Source organism: Motilibacter rhizosphaerae, assembly GCF_004216915.1.
GTDB lineage: Bacteria > Actinomycetota > Actinomycetes > Motilibacterales > Motilibacteraceae > Motilibacter > Motilibacter rhizosphaerae.
In genome coordinates, this window is the sequence record NZ_SGXD01000005.1 from 88,067 (window position 1) to 102,918 (window position 14,852).

10 protein-coding genes are annotated in these 14,852 nt (G+C 74.8%); 4 read left to right on the forward strand and 6 right to left on the reverse strand.

Annotated features, from left to right (window positions below):
- Window positions 1–5: 5 nt before the first annotated feature.
- The 3 genes from EV189_RS17205 to pgm form a co-directional block, all read right to left on the reverse strand.
- A complete protein-coding gene (locus tag EV189_RS17205; protein ID WP_130494235.1) occupies window positions 6–242 on the reverse strand; it encodes a FeoA family protein in 237 nt (78 codons plus the stop codon).
- A 265-nt stretch (window positions 243–507) separates the two neighbouring features.
- Window positions 508–1,119, reverse strand: a complete 612-nt coding sequence (locus tag EV189_RS17210) for a hypothetical protein (RefSeq protein WP_130494236.1) — start codon at window positions 1,117–1,119, stop codon at window positions 508–510.
- 82 nt (window positions 1,120–1,201) lie between these two features.
- Window positions 1,202–2,848: a phosphoglucomutase (alpha-D-glucose-1,6-bisphosphate-dependent) gene (gene pgm, locus EV189_RS17215; protein WP_130494237.1), complete on the reverse strand. Its 1,647-nt coding sequence runs from the start codon at window positions 2,846–2,848 to the stop codon at window positions 1,202–1,204.
- 82 nt (window positions 2,849–2,930) lie between these two features.
- Between pgm and EV189_RS17220 the strand changes: the two genes are divergently transcribed.
- Window positions 2,931–3,968 (forward strand): NADPH:quinone reductase, encoded by a 1,038-nt coding sequence (locus EV189_RS17220; protein ID WP_130494238.1) that lies wholly within the window; start codon window positions 2,931–2,933, stop codon window positions 3,966–3,968.
- Here EV189_RS17220 and EV189_RS17225 read toward each other — a convergent pair.
- Complete coding sequence (locus EV189_RS17225; protein ID WP_130494239.1) at window positions 3,965–6,025, reverse strand: FUSC family protein; 2,061 nt, start codon at window positions 6,023–6,025, stop codon at window positions 3,965–3,967. The two genes, EV189_RS17220 and EV189_RS17225, sit on opposite strands and share 4 nt — an antisense overlap.
- Window positions 6,026–6,035: 10 nt before the next feature.
- Window positions 6,036–7,073 (reverse strand): Gfo/Idh/MocA family protein, encoded by a 1,038-nt coding sequence (locus EV189_RS17230; protein WP_130494240.1) that lies wholly within the window; start codon window positions 7,071–7,073, stop codon window positions 6,036–6,038.
- A 57-nt stretch (window positions 7,074–7,130) separates the two neighbouring features.
- Between EV189_RS17230 and hrpA the strand changes: the two genes are divergently transcribed.
- From hrpA to EV189_RS17245, 3 genes are all read left to right on the forward strand, one after another.
- Window positions 7,131–11,003: an ATP-dependent RNA helicase HrpA gene (hrpA, locus tag EV189_RS17235; RefSeq protein ID WP_130494241.1), complete on the forward strand. Its 3,873-nt coding sequence runs from the start codon at window positions 7,131–7,133 to the stop codon at window positions 11,001–11,003.
- Between the two features lie 118 nt (window positions 11,004–11,121).
- Window positions 11,122–12,522, forward strand: coding sequence for an MFS transporter (locus EV189_RS17240; RefSeq protein WP_130494242.1), 1,401 nt, complete (start codon window positions 11,122–11,124; stop codon window positions 12,520–12,522).
- Between the two features lie 272 nt (window positions 12,523–12,794).
- Window positions 12,795–14,090 carry an FAD-dependent oxidoreductase gene (locus EV189_RS17245; RefSeq protein WP_130494243.1) on the forward strand — a complete coding sequence of 432 codons (1,296 nt, stop codon included), beginning with the start codon at window positions 12,795–12,797 and terminating at the stop codon, window positions 14,088–14,090.
- Here EV189_RS17245 and EV189_RS17250 read toward each other — a convergent pair.
- Window positions 14,087–14,839 (reverse strand): N-acetylmuramoyl-L-alanine amidase, encoded by a 753-nt coding sequence (locus EV189_RS17250; RefSeq protein ID WP_130494244.1) that lies wholly within the window; start codon window positions 14,837–14,839, stop codon window positions 14,087–14,089. The two genes, EV189_RS17245 and EV189_RS17250, sit on opposite strands and share 4 nt — an antisense overlap.
- Window positions 14,840–14,852: the final 13 nt, after the last annotated feature.

A 14,852-nucleotide genomic window follows, 5' to 3' on the forward strand; every position in this document is an offset into this window, starting at 1 on the left:
GCCGGTCAGGCGGCGGCGGGAGCGTCGACGACCAGCAGGCGGGCCACCGTCGCGTCGACCGCGACGCGCGCCGTCCCGGCCGCGACCAGGAGGCCACCGGTGGCTCCGCGCGCCACGACCCGCAGCGCGGTCCCCGGCACCAGCCCGAGCTCGAGCAGGCGACGCGCCTGGGGGCGGGGGCCGAGCACGCGGCGCAGGGTGCACGCGTCGCCCGGGTCGCAGTCCGAGAGGTTGCGGGTCACGAGGTAAGGCTAACCACACTGAGGCCAGCCTTGCCAGTCCTTCGGCTGCCCGTGCGCCCCTTAAGGGTCATCCTCCACGTGAGGTCCATGGACGGCGGTCGCCCTTGTGAGTCCCGAGTCTCACCCTCGACCTGAGATCGAGGTCGTCTCGCGGACGACGACTGGTCCACCAGGGAGGCCGGGGCCCGGTCCGTGCCGCACCACGCGCGGCGGCGGCAGCGCGGGAGCGTTCGGGCGACGGGAGCCTTCGCGGCCCACGGGTTCGTCAGCCGACAGCGCTGCCCGAGGGCAGATCGCGGTCCCTGCCGCACACCTGGCTCACGGACTCGGCCACGAAGGCCTCCTCCTCCTCGTCGCCCACGACGTCGAGCTGCACCTGGTGCGTGCCGCCCGAGCGCGTGGTCACGCCGGCGACCAGCCGCCGCTGCGGACCGGGCTCGCAGGTCGACCCGAACCCCATGGCGACGAAGCCGACGTCCCCGGCGGCCACGGGGAGCGGCAGGTCGCGCCCGATGAGACCGCCGCCCGGCGAGTGCAGCGAGGTGATGGTGACGGCCCGAGGTCCGGTGTTGCGGAGGGCGACGACGACGGTGCCGGGCCGGAACGACGTCCAGTCGAGGCTGAGGTCGACCAGCGTCAGTGCGACGGTGTCGTCGGCCGTGCGCGCGGCCCTCCTGTCCGTCCCCTCCTGCTGGACGCCTGCCCCGACGAGCCCGCCGAGCAGCCCTGCGAGGACGACGGCGACGGCGGTGCCGATCCAGTGGCGGCGCGAGCCGGGGCGCGGCGGAGGGTCGGGGAGCGGCTCGGCCGCGAGCAGGTCGACGTCGTGCGGGCGCGGCGCATCGCCCTCCGCGCCGTCGACGAGCACTGGACCCACGCCGGAAGGGTACGACCGGGCGCGGCCCGCCACGACCCGGACCGGGCGGGACGGGCCAGACCGGCTGGACGGGATGGAGGGTCTAGGAGGCGCTGCCCAGCGCCGCGCTCACGACCTCCCGCGCCGAGGACTGGATCTCGGCGAGGTGCTCCTCGCCGCGGAAGCTCTCCGCGTAGATCTTGTAGACGTCCTCCGTGCCGGACGGCCGGGCCGCGAACCACCCCGACTCCGTGGTGACCTTCAGCCCGCCGATCGCCGCGCCGTTGCCGGGAGCGGTCGTGAGGATGCCGGTGATGGGCTCGCCGGCCACCTCCGTCGCGGTCACCTGCTCCGGCGAGAGCTTGGCGAGCACGGCCTTCTCCTCGCGCGACGCCGCGGCGTCGACCCGCGCGTACGCCGGGGTGCCGAAGCGCTCCGTGAGGCCGCGGTAGTGCTCGGAGGGCGAGGAGCCGGTGACCGCCTGGATCTCCGAGGCGAGCAGCGCGAGCAGCATGCCGTCCTTGTCCGTGGTCCACACCGAGCCGTCCCGGCGCAGGAACGACGCGCCCGCGCTCTCCTCGCCGCCGAAGGCGACCGACCCGTCGAACAGCCCCGGCACGAACCACTTGAAGCCGACCGGCACCTCGACGAGCGTGCGCCCGAGGTCGGCGGCCACGCGGTCGATCATCGAGGAGGAGACGAGCGTCTTGCCGATCCCCGCCTGCGCGGGCCAGTCGGGTCGGTGCGCGTACAGGTAGGCGATGGCGACCGCGAGGTAGTGGTTGGGGTTCATCAGCCCGGCATCCGGGGTCACGATGCCGTGGCGGTCGCTGTCGGCGTCGTTGCCGGTGGCGATCTGGAACTCCGAGCGCCGCGAGATCAGCGACGCCATCGCCGAGGGCGACGAGCAGTCCATGCGGATCTTGCCGTCCCAGTCGAGCGTCATGAAGCGCCAGGTCGGGTCGACGAGCGGGTTGACGACGGTGAGGTCGAGCCGGTGGCGCTCGGCCACCGCGCCCCAGTAGTCGACGGAGGCGCCGCCGAGCGGGTCGGCACCGATGCGGACACCGGCGCTGCGGATCGCGTCGATGTCGAGCACGGCGGGCAGGTCGTCGACGTACGCCGTGAGGAAGTCGTACGTCCCGGTGGTCTCGGCGGCGCGGGCCCGGGCCAGCGGGATGCGGCGCACGCCCTCCATGCCGGCGCGGAGGATCTCGTTGGCGCGGTCCTGGATCCAGCCGGTGATGTCGCTGCCGGCCGGGCCGCCGTCCGGGGGGTTGTACTTGAAGCCGCCGTCGGCCGGCGGGTTGTGCGAGGGCGTGACGACGACGCCGTCGGCGCGGTGGGCGGGCCCGGTCGCGTTGTGCCGCAGGATCGCGTGCGAGACGGCGGGCGTCGTCGTGTAGCGGTCGCTCGGGTCGACCAGCACGGTCACGCCGTTGGCGGCGAACACCTCGAGCGCCGTCGACCACGCCGGGTCCGAGAGGGCGTGCGTGTCCTTGCCCAGGAACAGCGGGCCGTCGATCCCCTGCCCGGCGCGGTACTCCACGATCGCCTGCGAGGTCGCCGCGATGTGGTCGTCGTTGAAGGCGGTCTTCAGCGACGAGCCGCGGTGCCCGGACGTGCCGAAGGCCACCCGCTGCTCCGGCACCGAGGGGTCGGGGTGCTCGGTGTAGTACGCCGTCACCAGCCGCGCGACGTCGACCAGGTCCTCGGGAGCAGCCGGCTGACCGGCGCGATCGGATGCCATGGTGCACATCCTGGCCCATCCCGGGAGCCACGGGACAGGGGGCCGAGGAGCGCGCGCCGGAGCCGCGTCCTAGCGTGGGCGGATGCGCGCGATCACGTACTCCCGCACCGGCGGCTCCGACGTCCTCCAGCTGACCGAGCGCCCGGTGCCCGAGCCGGGACCCGGCGAGGTGCGGGTGCGCGTCGCGTACTCCGGCGTCAACCCGACCGACTGGAAGGCGCGCGAGGGCGGAGGCCCGGGCCAGCCGCTGAAGTTCCCCGAGCAGGTGCCGGACCAGGACGGCTCCGGCGTCGTCGACGCGGTCGGTCCCGGCGCCGGGCGGACCGTCGGGGAGCGCGTGTGGCTCTGGGAGTGCGCCTGGCAGCGGGCCGAGGGCACCGCGCAGGAGCACGTCGTCGTCCCCGCGGACCACGCGGTCCCGCTGCCCGACGGCGCGTCGCTCGAGCTGGGGGCCAGCCTCGGCATCCCGGCGATGACGGCGCACCGCGCGCTGAGCCTCGCCGAGGGCGCGCCCGCGCAGCTCTCACCGGGCGCGCTGGAGGGCCGCACGGTCCTCGTGCAGGGCGGCGCCGGGGCGGTCGGCAACGCGGCGATCCAGCTCGCCCGCTGGGCGGGTGCGCGGGTCGTGACGACCGTGAGCGGGCCGGACAAGGCGCGCCTCGCCGAGCGGGCCGGCGCGCACCTCGTCGTCAACTACAAGGAGGAGGACGTCGTCGCCGCGGTGCGCGGCTTCGCCGCTGGCGGCGTCGACGTGGTCGTCGAGGTCGCCCCGAGCGCGAACGCCGAGAAGGACGCGCAGCTGCTGGCGCGCGGCGCCGTCGTCGCGATCTACGCCAACGACGGCGGGGACGAGTTCCCCCTGGCCGTCCGCCAGCTGCTCTCCTCGAACAGCCGCTGGCAGTTCGTCCTCGTCTACACGATCCCCGAGCAGGCCAAGATCGACGCCGTCGCCGCGGTGAGCGCCGCGGTCGCGGACGGGGCGCTCGGGGTCGGCGACGAGCGCGGCCTCCCGCTGCACGTGCTGCCGCTGGAGCGCATCGGCGAGGCGCACGACGCCGTCGCCCAGGGCCGCGTCGGCAAGGTGCTCGTCGAGGTGGGCGGCTCCGCGGTCGCGGGCTAGCGGCGGGAGGCCAGCTCCAGCACGGTGTCGTACGCGTCGGTGACCTCGTCGGTCTCCAGCGCGAGCAGCCGCCGCTCCACGCTCGCCGTCCCCAGCTCGCGGGCGAGCGCGAGCTGCGCCGCGCGCAGGTCCGGCGTCGCCGGGCCCGGTGCTCCGCGGAGCGCGGCGGCGAGCGCGGCGGTGAACTCCTCGAGCACGTCGGCGTACGCGCCGGCCGCCGGGAGCGGCTCCGCGTCCGCCCGGGCCGGCAGCCGGGCCTGCAGCGTCAGCACGGCGACCGCGGAGCGCTGCATCGCCGCGACCGTGCCGGAGCCGAGCGACACCTCGTCGGGGTGCTGCCCGGCGTGCGCGACCGGCAGGTGCTGCTCGGCGCCGGCGCGCTCGACCGACGCCTCGGCAGCCGCGCGCGCCCGGCGGGCCACCGACTGGGCGCGGGTCAGCTCGCGCGGGTCGGCCGACCCCGGCGAGGCGTAGGCGCGGAGCACGGCGCAGGCGTACGCCGCCTGCGCGTCGAGGAGGGCGGCGAGCCGCTCGCGCACGCGGGTCCGCTCCCAGGTGGGCCAGACGGCGTACGCGGCCAGCGCCAGCGCACCGCCCAGCAGCGTCGCGAGCAGCCGGCCGCCCGCGGCCGAGCGTCCCGGGAGTCCGACGAGGGCGAGCAGGAACACGACGTAGCAGGTGAGGAACAGCGCGAACAGCGTCTGGTTGGCGCGGAAGACGGCGTACGCCGCGAACGCGCACACCGCGAGCAGCGCGACGAGCAGCCACGGGACGGGCCGCAGCTCCGCCGAGACGACGGTCGCGAGCAGGGCGCCCGCGGCGGTGCCGACGACCCGGGTGACCCCGCGGGTCAGCGTGGAGCTGAAGTCGGGACGCAGGACGACCATCGCCGTGAGCGGCAGCCAGTAGGCGTGGCCGAGCCCCAGCACCCGCGACAGCGTCGACGCCACCGCGAGCACGACGGCGAGGCGCAGGGCGTGGCGGAACGTGTCGGACCGGCGGTCGAGCGCGGCCCGCAGCGTGACCCGGGCCTCGGACAGCGCGGGCAGCAGCCGGTGCTCGGGGAGGTCGAGCTCCGGCGAGGGCGGGCCGTCGCGGCGCGCGGCACGCTCGGCGGCGCGCAGCTGCCCCTGCAGCGCGCGCACGGAGGCGGCGGCCGAGGGCCGCAGCACGGTGAGGTCGTGCTCGTCGAGGGGGAGGGGCGGCGCACCGGCACGCAGGTGCGGGCCCAGCAGGGCGGCGACCCCGGCGAGTGCGTCGGCCGCCTCGGCCAGCACCTCGTCGAGCACCGCCACCCCTGCGTCCTCGCCACGGACGGTCGCCCGCTCCCGGGCGTGCAGCAGGGCGGTGAGCTCCGCGCGGGCCCGCACGCCCTGGTCCAGCAGCGAGCGGAACGCGTGCCGCGCGCTGTCGCGGGCGAGCGGGTGCGGGTCGCCCAGGCGCGCCGCCGCGTCGTCGAACGGCGCGGTCGGGGGAGGCGCGGCCCGCCCCGAGCGGACGTGCTCCGCCAGCGCGAGGTACGCGGTGGCGAGCCCCTCCCGCTCCGCGCCGTAGGTCCGCAGCGGCCACACGGCGACGACGAGCAGCGTCTGCAGCAGCCCGCCGGCGGCGACCAGCACCGCGCGCCACAGCGCCTGCTGCGGCGTCATGGAGAAGCTGCCCGCGATGAGCAGCGCGACCGTCGCCTGGATGCCGACGACGGTGCCCGACGGGCCGAAGGCGGTCGCGGTCCCGGCCAGGAAGCCCCAGACCGCGAGGGCGGCGACGGCGAGCACGGGGTGGGCGACCGCCACCGCTCCGACGAAGGTCGACGCGCCCATCGCGAGGACGGTGCCGAGCATCGCCTGGACGCGGGTGCGGTAGCCGCCCTGCAGCGACGCGACGCCGACGCTGAAGGCCCCGGCGCAGGCCGCGACCGCCGAGGCGGGCGAGCCCGCGCCGACGCCGACCGCGAGGGTCAGCGCGACGCCGGCCGCGGCGCGGAGGGCTGCGCCGGGCTGGAGGTCGCGGCGGCGCAGCCCGAGGACCGCCGGCCGGAGCTGGTCGAGGACGGGCACGGAGGAGGTACTACCCCTCGTCGGCGGCGTACCTCAGCCCGGTCTGCCGGCGGACCTCGTCCATCGTCTCCATGATCGCGACGGTCTCGTCCAGGGGGAGCAGCGGGCTCTCGCGCTCGCCGGCGGCGATGCGGCGCCCGACCTCGGCGGCCTGGTGGCGCAGCCCGTGGCCCTGGTGCGGGGCGTCGTAGCGCTCGAGCACGGAGCCGTCGCGGGCGATGACCGAGAAGGACGTCGGCGTGTAGTACGTCCGGTCGATCTCGATGCGCGCCTCGGTGCCGTCGATGACCGCCTTGTTGGCGGTGGCGGCCTGCAGCGTGGTGGTGAGCAGCGAGTGCCGGCCGCCCTCGTGCTCGAGCAGCATCGAGGTCTGCGCGTCGACGCCGGTGAAGGCGGTCGTCCCGAAGGCCGCGACGCGCGTGGGCCGCCCGAACGCGAAGAAGGCGAAGGAGAGCGGGTAGATGCCGAGGTCGAGCAGGGCGCCGCCGCCGAGCTCCGGCGCGAACAGCCGGTGGGAGGCGTCCTCGCGGAACCACTGCCCGTGCTCCGCCGTCAGCGTGACGAGCTGGCCGAGCGTGCCCTCCGCGAGGATCTCGCGCACGCGGGCGATGTGCGGCAGGAAGCGCGTCCACATCGCCTCCATGAGGAAGCGGTCGTGCTCCCGCGCCAGGTCGACGAGCTCGCGCGCCTCGCGCGCGTTCATCGTGAACGGCTTCTCCACCAGCACGTGCTTGCCCGCGCGCAGGGCGAGGGCGGCGGCGTCGCGGTGGGCCGGGTGGGGGGTGGCGACGTAGACGACGTCGACGCTCTCGTCGGCCACGAGGTCCTCGTAGGTCGCGTGCCGGTGGGCGACCCGGAGGCCCGAGTCCGCCTCGACCTCGTCGGCGAACGCGTCCGCCCGGGCCTGGTCGCGCGAGCCGACGGCGGCGATGCTCACGTCGTCGAGCAGGGCGAGGTCCTTCGCGAAGGCCCGGGCGATGCCGCCCGCGCCGAGGATGCCCCAGCGCGCCCCAGAGCCGCTCTCCGTCGTACCGGTCTCGTTCGTCATGGGCGCAGCCTAGGTGAGGGCACCGACGCGCCCGCGGACCGTAGACTCGAGCGCGAGATGCAGACGGGGAGCGGCGACGACGGCGGCGGCCAGGGTCTCGCCCAGCGCATCGCCCAGGTCTCCCTGCGCGACGAGCGGCGGCTCCGGCGCCGGCTCGGCCGCGGTCGTCGCGGGGGCCCCGAGCTCGTCGCCGAGCTCGCCGCAGCGGAGGCGCGCGTCGCCGCCCGGCGGGCGCGGGTGCCCGCCGTCGCGTACCCCGAGGACCTGCCGGTCAGCCAGCGTCGGGAGGACATCCTCGCCGCCATCGCGGAGCACCAGGTCGTCATCGTCGCCGGCGAGACCGGCTCGGGGAAGACGACGCAGCTGCCGAAGATGTGCCTGGAGCTCGGTCGCGGCGTGCGCGGTGCCATCGGCCACACGCAGCCGCGGCGCATCGCCGCCCGCTCGGTCGCCGAGCGCGTCGCCGAGGAGCTCGGCCAGGAGCTGGGCGACGCCGTGGGCTTCAAGGTGCGGTTCACCGACCGCGGGGGCGGCGACGCGCTCGTCAAGGTGATGACCGACGGGATCCTGCTGGCGGAGCTGCAGAACGACCGCGACCTGCTGGCCTACGACACGATCATCATCGACGAGGCCCACGAGCGCAGCCTCAACATCGACTTCCTCCTGGGCTACCTCAAGCAGCTGCTGCCGCGCCGCCCCGACCTCAAGGTCGTCGTGACCTCGGCGACCATCGACACGCAGCGGTTCTCCGAGCACTTCCACGGCGCTCCGGTCGTCGAGGTGAGCGGCCGGACCTACCCGGTGGAGACGCGCTACCGACCCCTCGTCGAGGGCGACGACGACGAGGCGTCCGAGCCGCGTGACCTCATGCGGGCGATCTGCGACGCGGCGGTCGAGCTGACGCGCGAGGGACCGGGCGACATCCTCGTCTTCCTCTCCGGCGAGCGCGAGATCCGCGACGCCGCCGACGCGCTCACGGGCCTCTCCCTGCCGCACACGGAGATCCTGCCGCTGTACGCCCGGCTCTCCGCCGCCGAGCAGCACCGCGTCTTCTCCTCCCACCCCGGGCGGCGGATCGTGCTCGCGACCAACGTCGCCGAGACCTCGCTGACGGTGCCGGGCATCCGCTACGTCATCGACCCGGGCACGGCGCGCGTCTCCCGCTACAGCACGCGGCTCAAGGTGCAGCGGCTGCCCATCGAGCCCGTCTCGCAGGCGTCGGCGAACCAGCGGCAGGGGCGCTGCGGCCGCGTCGCCGAGGGCATCTGCATCAGGCTCTACTCCGAGGACGACTTCCTGTCCCGCCCGGAGTTCACCGACCCCGAGATCCTGCGCACCAACCTCGCCAGCGTCATCCTCCAGATGGCGTCGCTGGGGCTCGGCGAGGTCGAGGCCTTCCCCTTCGTCGAGCCGCCGGACACCCGGCAGGTCAAGGACGGCATCACGCTGCTGGAGGAGCTCGGCGCGCTCGCGGACGACGCGCTGACCCCGGTGGGCCGGCGGCTCGCGGCCCTCCCGCTCGACCCGCGGCTCGGGCGCATGGTGCTCGAGGCCGAGCGCAACAGCTGCCTGCGCGAGGTCATGGTCATCGCCGCCGCCCTGTCGATCCAGGACCCGCGCGAACGACCGGCGGACAAGCAGCAGGCTGCCGACGAGAAGCACGCGAGGTTCGCCGACAAGGAGTCGGACTTCCTCACCCTGCTCAAGCTCTGGGACTACCTCCAGGAGCAGCAGGACGCGCTGTCCTCCAGCGCCTTCCGGCGCCTGTGCCGCAACGAGTTCCTCAACTACCTGCGCGTGCGCGAGTGGCAGGACGTCTTCCAGCAGCTGCGCTCCACCGCCCGTCAGCTCGGCTTCGCGCTCAACGAGGAGCCCGCCGACGGCCTTCGCGTCCACCAGTCCCTGCTCGCCGGGCTGCTCAGCCACATCGGGCTCAAGGACTCCGCCACGAAGGAGTACGCCGGCGCCCGCGGCGCCCGCTTCGCCGTCTGGCCCGGCTCGGCGCTCGCGCGCAAGCAGCCCGCGTGGGTCATGGCCGCCGAGCTCGTCGAGACGTCCCGGCTGTGGGGCCGCACGGTCGCGAAGATCGAGCCGGAGTGGGCGGAGAAGCTCGCCGGCCCCTTGCTGCGCCGCACCTACAGCGAGCCGCACTGGTCGGCGGAGCGCGGGGCGGTGCTGGCGTACGAGCGCGTGACGCTCTACGGCGTCCCCCTCGTCGCGCAGCGCCGCGTCACCTACTCGCGCATCGACCCTGGGGTCAGCCGCGAGATGTTCGTGCGCCATGCGCTCGTGCAGGGGGAGTGGCGCTCCCACCACGCGTTCCTCACGCGCAACGAGGAGCTCAAGGCCGAGGCCGCCGAGCTCGAGCACCGTACGCGCCGCCGCGACCTGGTCGTGGACGACGAGACGCTGTTCGCGTTCTACGACACCCGCGTGCCCAAGGACGTGCTGTCTGGCAGGGACTTCGACCGCTGGTGGAAGAAGGCCCGGCACGAGACGCCCGACCTGCTGACGTTCACGCTCGACATGCTCGTCCCCGCGGACGCCGGTGCGGACCTGGAGGAGGCGTACCCCGTCGCCTGGCGGCAGGGCGAGATCGTGCTGCCGCTGACCTACCAGTTCGAGCCCGGGTCGGCCGCCGACGGGGTCACCGCGCACATCCCGCTCGCGGTGCTGAACCGCATCCGCGGCGACGAGCTGGGCTGGCAGGTGCCGGGGCTGCGCGAGCAGCTCGTCACCGAGCTGATCCGGTCGCTGCCGAAGGCGATCCGCCGCAGCTTCGTGCCCGCGCCCAACTTCGCCGCGGCGGTGCTGCGCGAAGCGCCTGCGCCGCAGGGACACCTGCTCGACTTCCTCGAGCGCGAGCTCGGCGCGATGGGCAGTGTCGCGATCGAGCGCGGCGACTGGGACCTCGCGCGGCTGCCCGCCCACCTGGCGATGACGTACTCCGTCGAGGACGAGCGCGGCAAGGTCCTGGCGCACGGCAAGGACCTCGCCGCCCTGCGCCGTCAACTGCAGCCGAAGCTGCAGCGCACCCTGGGGCGCGCCGGGGGCGGCATCGAGCGGAGCGGGCTGACCGCGTGGCCGGAGGGGCTCGAGCGGATCCCGCGCACCACGCAGGGCCAGGTCCAGGGCCTCGACGTCGTCGGGCACCCCGCGCTGGTCGACGAGGGCCAGACGGTCGCCCTCCGCGTCCTCGGCGGCGCCGGCGAGCAGGAGCAGGCGATGTGGGCCGGTACGCGGCGGCTCCTCCTGCTCCGCGCCGCCGCCACCGCGACGAAGGCGGTCGTGGGCGGCCTGTCCAACACCAGCAAGCTGACGCTCGCCCGCGCCCCGCACGGCAGCGTCGCTGCGCTGCTCGACGACGTCGCCACCGCCGCGGTCGACGACCTCCTTGCCGAGCGCGGGGGCCCGGTGTGGGCCGCGGACGAGTTCGAGCAGCTCGCCGAGCACGTGCGAGCCGAGCTCGCCGACCGCATGCTCGGGCTGCTCCACGACGTCGAGGCCGCCCTCGACGGGCTGCGCGAGGCGGAGTCCCGCATCCGCCGGCTCACGAGCGTCGTGCTGCTGCCCGCCCTCACCGACGTGCGCACCCAGCTCGGCGAGCTCGTCCACCCCGGCTTCGTCACCACCACCGGACGCGCGCAACTCGCCCAGCTGCCGCGCTACCTCCGGGCCGCCAGCGTCCGGCTCGACCGCCTGCCGGACGACCCGCGCGGCGACGGGCTGCGCCAGGCGCAGGTCGGCCGCGCCCGCCAGGCCGTCGACGACCGGGTGGCGAAGCTCCCGCCCGCGCGGCGCCGGGCACCCGAGGTGCGCGCGCTGCGCTGGATGGTGGAGGAGCTGCGGGTGAGCCTGTTCGCGCAGCAGCTCGGCACCGCGTACCCGATCTCCGAGCAGCGGATCGCGAAGGCTCTCGCGGCGGTCTGAGGGCGCTCAGCGCGGTGAGAGGGCTCACAGGTGCCGCCCCAGCCGTGTGCGGGGGAAGTTTCACCAGCGTGAAACATGCGAGTGCACCGCGAAACCTGGCCTTCCTAGCGTCCTCGCCATGACGACGACCACTGAACCCACCGGCGAGGGGCTCACTGTCTCGCCTCCTGCCACCGTCTCCGTCGCGCCCGCCGGCGGACGCTGGATCGAGGACTGGCGCCCCGAGGACCCGGTCTTCTGGGAGCACACGGGCGAGCGCGTCGCCCGCCGCAACCTGTGGTTCTCCATCTTCTCCGAGCACATCGGCTTCTCGGTCTGGTCGATCTGGTCGGTGATCGTGCTCTTCCTGGGACCGAAGTACGGCTTCACCCCGGCCCAGAAGTTCCTGCTCACCAGCACTCCCACGCTGGTCGGCTCGGTCCTGCGCATCCCCTACACCTTCGCGGTCGCGAAGTTCGGTGGCCGCAACTGGACGGTCGTCTCGGCCGCGCTCCTCATCGTCCCGCTCCTCGTCGGCATCGCGGTCCTCAAGCCCGGGGTCTCCTTCGGCACGCTGGTGCTGGTCGCCGCGATCGCTGGCGTCGGTGGCGGGAACTTCGCCTCCTCCATGGCGAACATCAACGCGTTCTTCCCCGAGCGCAAGAAGGGCTGGGCCCTCGGGCTCAACGCGGGCGGCGGCAACATCGGCGTCGCGGCCGTGCAGCTCGTCGGCCTGGCAGTCCTCGCGGCGGCCGGCAAGTCCCACCCGCGCTACGTCCTCGCGATCTACGTGCCGCTCGTCGTCATCGCCGCTGTCGGCGCCTGGCTGGCCATGGACAACCTGGCCCAGGCCAAGAACGAGCAGCGGGCCATGCGCGACGTCGTGCGCGACGCCCACACGTGGGTCATCTCGCTGCTCTACATCGGCACCTTCGGCTCCTTCATCGGCTTCGGCTTCGCGTTCGGCCAGGTGCTGCAGGTGCAGTTCAAGGCCGACTTCGACACCCCGATCAAGGCGGCGTACCTCACGTTCCTCGGTCCGCTGCTCGGCTCGCTCATCCGCCCCGTCGGCGGCGTGCTCGCCGACCGGCTCGGCGGCTCCCGGGTGACGCTCGTCAACTTCTTCGCCATGGGCGTCTCCGCCGCCGTCGTCCTCGCCGCATCGAAGCAGCACTCGCTGCCCGTCTTCCTCATCGGCTTCATCGCGCTGTTCGTCTTCTCGGGCGTCGGCAACGGGTCGACCTACAAGATGATCCCCGCGATCTTCCGGGCGAAGGCCAACGCGGAGATGGCAGCCGGCAGCCCTCGGGCGGCCGCCGACACGCTGTTCCGCCGTCGCTCCGGTGCGCTCATCGGCATCGCCGGCGCGATCGGCGCCTTCGGCGGCGTGCTCGTCAACCTCGCGTTCCGCCAGTCGTTCCTCGACACCAAGACCGGCGACCGCGCGTACATCGCCTTCATCGCGTTCTACGCCGTCTGCTTCGTCGTCACCTGGGCGGTCTACGTCCGCCCCTCGAGCCGCAAGCTCGCCGGGGTCTGAGGCCGGGCGCGCAGCACCCGCACCTCGCGCCCCTCGCCCCCGACCGAACAAGGGCACCCAGTGGCACTCCCCGTGCCACTGGGTGCCGCCGTTCGCTCCGGGCGGGGCGCCCCCGCAGCGAACAGGGCGCCCCGGTGGCGTTCCGAGGACCACTGGGTGCCGCCGTTCGGTCGAGGGGGCGGGAGGGGGCGGGCGGGAGGGGGGCGAGAAGACGGCCCGACGCCAGCGCGGAAGGCTGTCGCACGGGCCCGCTCGCATGGTTGAGTGGGCCCGTGCTCCGCGTAGCCATCGTCGGCTCCGGACCCGCCGGCATCTACGCCGCCGAGTCGCTGGCCGCCCATGCCCCCGACCTGCCCGACGGCATCGCGGTCGACGTGCTCGACCGCCTGCCCTGCCCGTACGGCCTGGTGCGCTACGGCGTCGCGCCCGACCACGAGAAGATCCGGTCGATCGCCACCGCCCTCGCACGGACCTTCGCCCAGCCGGGTGTCCGCTTCCTCGGCAACGTGGGTGTCGGTGAGCCGGGCGGCGTGTCGACCGAGCAGCTGCGCGCGGGCTACGACGCGGTCGTCTACGCGTACGGCGCCGCCCAGGGCAAGCACCTCGGCATCCCGGGCGACGGCCTCGCGGGGAGCTTCACCGCCACGGAGTTCGTCTCCTGGTACTGCGGGCACCCCGACACCCGGCTCGACGCCTTCACCTGCAAGGCGCGCACGGTCGCGGTGGTCGGCATGGGCAACGTCGCCGTCGACGTGGCGCGGATCCTGCTCAAGCCGGGGGCCGAGCTAGCCCGTACCGACGTCCCGCCGCACGTGCTCGAGGCGCTGGAGCGCAGCCCGGTCGAGGTCGTGCACGTCGTCGGCCGGCGCGGCCCGGGTGACGCGAAGTGGACGACGAAGGAGCTGCGCGAGCTCGGGGACCTCCACGACGTCGACGTGCTCGTCGAGCCCCGCGACGTCGACCTCAGCGCCGCCGACGACCACCCCGACCCGCACGTGCGGCGCAACCTCGCCGTCGTCCGCGAGTGGGCCGCACGGGAGCCGGGAGGACGGCCCCGCAAGCTGGTCGTCCACTTCGGTGCGCCGCCCCAGGAGCTGCTCGGGACGACGGTCGTCGAGGGCCTGCGCACGCCCTCCGGCGTCCTGGACGTGGAGATGGTGGTCGCCTCCGTGGGCTACACCGGCACACCGCTGACGGGCCTCCCCTTCGACGTCGAGCACGGCGTGGTGCCGAACGAAGCGGGCCGCATCCTCCGCGACGGGGCCGCCAGCCCCGGCGAGTACGTCGCCGGCTGGATCAAGCGCGGCCCCACCGGTGTCGTCGGCACCAACAAGCACGACGCGCACGAGACCGTCGCGGCGCTGCTGGAGGACGCGGCGGCGGGGCGGCTGCCGGCGCGCACTGGCGGCGACGTGCTGGAGCTGCTTCCGGCGGGCTCCGTCGTCACCTGGGCGGGCTGGGACGCGATCGAGCAGGCGGAGCGCGCGCTGGGCGAGCAGCTGGGCCGGCAGCGGGCGAAGATCGTCGCCCGCGACGAGCTGCTGGCGGCCGCCCGCAGGGCCGACTAGCCCCGGCGGACGAACGCCTCGATCCCGGCGAGGATGCCGTCGGCGATCTCGCTGCGCCCCTCGGCGCTGCTCTGCACGGACGCGTCGGTCGCGTTGCGCATGTTGCCGCACTCGATGAGCGCGACCGGGTAGCGGGAGAGGTCGAGCCCCGCCAGGTCCGTACGCCGGGCGAGGCCGGGGGTGATGATGCCGCCGGGGTAGCGCGCCGCCGGGAGCGGGCCCTCCGCGAGGACGGCCGCGCGCAGGTCGCGGGCGAGCCGGTCGGACGAGGTGAGGATCGCCCGGTTCCCCTTGTCCGGAGCCAGTCCGGGCTCGATGACGTGGAAGCCGCGGTCGCGCCCGGGTGCGCCGTCGGCGTGGATCGAGACGACGACGTCGGGGTGGGCCGCGTTGGCGATGCGCGCGCGCCGGTCCACGCAGGGCCCGACACCGGTGTCGGTGGTCCGCGTCAGCACGACCGTCGCGCCGAGCGCCCGCAGCCGGGCCGCGAGCGTACGGGCGACGGCGAAGGTGAAGGCGTGCTCGGCGTAGCCGTGGTTCGTGCTCGTCCCGGTCGTGTTGCACGGCTTGCGGAAGCCGCCGGCGTCGACCGGCCGGTTGATCACGGAGGGGTGGCTCGCGTTGCCGCCGTCGTGCCCCGGGTCGAGCACGACGCGGATGCCCGCCAGCGGCCGAGCCGCTGCCTGCGCGGGCGCGGCGGGAGCGGCGGCGAGCAGGGCGCAGACCAGGACGAGCGGGGCGCGGCGCACGAGGACCTCCGGG